The 2,646-nt window shown below is 48.2% G+C and carries 1 protein-coding gene and 1 pseudogene; both read right to left on the bottom strand.

The features are described 5' to 3' along the window. Window position 1: 1 nt before the first annotated feature. The gene (locus tag NF685_RS14210) at window positions 2–1,576 is read right to left on the bottom strand and encodes an NAD(P)/FAD-dependent oxidoreductase (RefSeq protein WP_222548079.1); all 1,575 of its coding nucleotides are present in this window, start codon (window positions 1,574–1,576) and stop codon (window positions 2–4) included. A gap of 313 nt (window positions 1,577–1,889) precedes the next feature. After that, window positions 1,890–2,523 (bottom strand): annotated as a pseudogene (locus NF685_RS14205) (IS5 family transposase); the annotation flags it as partial. Window positions 2,524–2,646: the final 123 nt, after the last annotated feature.

The following is a 2,646-nucleotide window of genomic DNA, read 5'->3' as shown; positions in this document are numbered from 1 at the left end:
GTCAAAGCGACCTAGGCAAAAGCCAAGGGCTAGGAAGATATTTGGGCAAATCATGAAATTGCTTATCAAAATCCCCATGTATCGTGATGGCGTCAGCAAGTTTATTGAGAATCTTCATGTTCTCACGCAGCCGCGCCAACACAATCTCGTCAGATTTATCGGGCAGAATCATACAAGCATGCGCGTATTGCAGCATTGACCCTGCTAGATTTATAAATCTAGGCAGATCCCGAAAATGCTGCAAAGCGGCCCGTTGGCGCAGATGATCTGTAACTCTTCTATGGACGTTATGGAATTCGGTTATATCACTCATATATCTGTCGAAAAAATCCAGCTCGTCGATTTTTCCATTGAGATACAGCACCGGAAGAAACATGAAATAGAAACAAGTGTCCCAGCTCGTTTTCACAACTACGTAACTCCAGTCTCCAAAATTGAGCAATGCCCCTCTATGTGTCTCAACAAAGCTTTCATATGTCTCGGTCAACACTCTATTCATGAGATCAATCTGCCACTCGCCCTTCGGACGCGTTATCGCGTTGGTAATCATGGTGTTTGAAATCGCGATAAAATCCGTACCGTTCGAGTACAATGGGTCTACAAAACCACCAGCTTCACCAGTAAGCGCCCAACCATCATTTGATATAAACTTACTCGACAGATAAGAATAATTTTTTGACATCACAAAGTCGATAACTGGAAGATTCTTTGTTTCCAAGTAACGAAGAAAAGACGGCTCAAATTTTCCAAGCCACTCACAGGCCAAGCGATACGAACTCATGTTCGCCAAATTATGGATCTCGTTGTCGAATACGATGCCGACACTTGTCGTTTCATTGCTGATGGGTATAATCCAGACCCAATACCCTTTCCCGGTCAGATGGGTCGTACTATGGCCTCGCTCTCTAGAAAAACGGAACGGATTAATCTCATCTTCCTCGTTCAGAAACTCGTTGATATCGAGTTTACCCGCCACTCTGAACCAGACAGCCGAACGATTAAGAGCTGATTCTTTCTGAAGATTAAATTTCTTCATCAGGACACGTCCTCGCCCTGATGCATCAACTACCCAACGCGTCTTGCGTTTACTCACGACGCCTGCATGATCACGAACAGAGACGAGGTAACCGTCATCAATTTTATCGATATCGAGCACACGCATGTTTTCACTCAATGTAACCCGATTATCGAGCAGGTCGCGTATGTGATTCTCTATTTTTCCACGATCAAGCTGGAATGTATGATGCTCGGGGTAATTGTCTAAGCCTACTTCTTTATATTTCTCGTTATGGGCATCACCCCGCGTGTCGATGAAACGCATCGCCATTTTGCGCAGATGACTGCGCTTCAGGTGGTCAGAGCATCCAATCGTGTCAGCCAAATAATAGGCGCCGATCTCGATCGTCGATTCACCAACTTTATGGATACGTTCTGGATACGGAAACCTACGATTATGGACAATACAGATATCAAGTGACGAGTCACGATCAAGCAACTGTTTAGCCAAGGTAAGACCAGCTAGACCAGCACCTATGATCAGGACATCATAATCAGATTTCATCAGGTTTTCAGACATATCCTTACTTCGTTCCATTATTAATGAGATCTTTTTTATTAATGAGGATCCATTCACATCCATTGAGCATAAGGATGCTGGAGCTTCAGGTCGAGACACGCATCATAGCAAAGAGACAACGCTAGCTTACGCTCAAACTGCTTTTCCAGTCTATTGAATACAAGAGAAAACATCTTGGAACGTATTTCAAATTATCGTTCCACCATATCAGACCGATGATAGTGTTTTCGTGTATCGCAGCTTTCCGTTCAAGCGCCGTGATAACTCTTTACGATATGCGGAATTTGACAGTGTACCGCACGGCGCAGAGAAGATGGCGGCGCCGGTATTGGTGTTTGTCGTAGCTCACGGGCATCGTGCGGAATCTTCGGCCTGGAATGCAGGGTCTGATCCCCTTTTCCTCCAACCCGTCCCTGAACCAGTCGGCATCATAACCGCGATCAGCCAGGAGCCACTTTGCAGCGGGCAGATCGTTCAGCAGGATAGCGGCCCCGGTGTAATCGCTGATCTGGCCAGCCGTTATGAAGAACCTGATCGGGCGGCCATTTCTGTCCGTCACCGCGTGCAGCTTCGTGTTCATGCCGTCTTTGGTCCGCCCGATCAGGCGGCCTGGGGCCCCTTTTTCCCCGCAGGCTCGAGGCCGTGCGGTACGCCTTCGGGTAGATCGCGTCGATCATGATCGTCTGGTGAGCCAATCTGCTGGCCGCCAGACCATCCATCATCTGGGCAAAGATTCCCATGGCGCCCCAACGCTTTCACCGATTGTAGAGCGTCTTATGCGGCCCATATTCCCGCGGAGCATCCCGCCAGCGCAGCCCATTGCGGTTGACGAAGATAATCCCGCCCAACACACGCCGGTCATCAACACGCGGTCTGTCATGGCTCCTTGGGAAAAATGGCTCCAGACGCGCCATCTGCTCGTCCGTCAGCCAATTCAGTCTCCTCAAGGAGCCTGAATCAGATTTACCTACCCAAATCAACGGGGTCTGAGCCTAACGAACCCATGGGCAATTGCCAGAGCCATCGAAATTCCGCTTTTATAAGCGCCAATGAATCTGGGTCGCTTTGAT

Source organism: Asaia lannensis NBRC 102526 (assembly GCF_024054035.1).
Taxonomy (GTDB): domain Bacteria; phylum Pseudomonadota; class Alphaproteobacteria; order Acetobacterales; family Acetobacteraceae; genus Asaia; species Asaia lannensis.
The sequence above is the reverse complement of the archived record's forward strand: the minus strand, read 5'-3'. Positions and strand labels throughout refer to the sequence as shown.

Bases quoted from the DNA above. Each gene is read 5' to 3' on its own strand.
- NF685_RS14210 (WP_222548079.1), bottom strand. From the start codon at position 1,576: ATGTCTGAAAACCTGATGAAATCTGATTATGATGTCCTGATCATAGGT.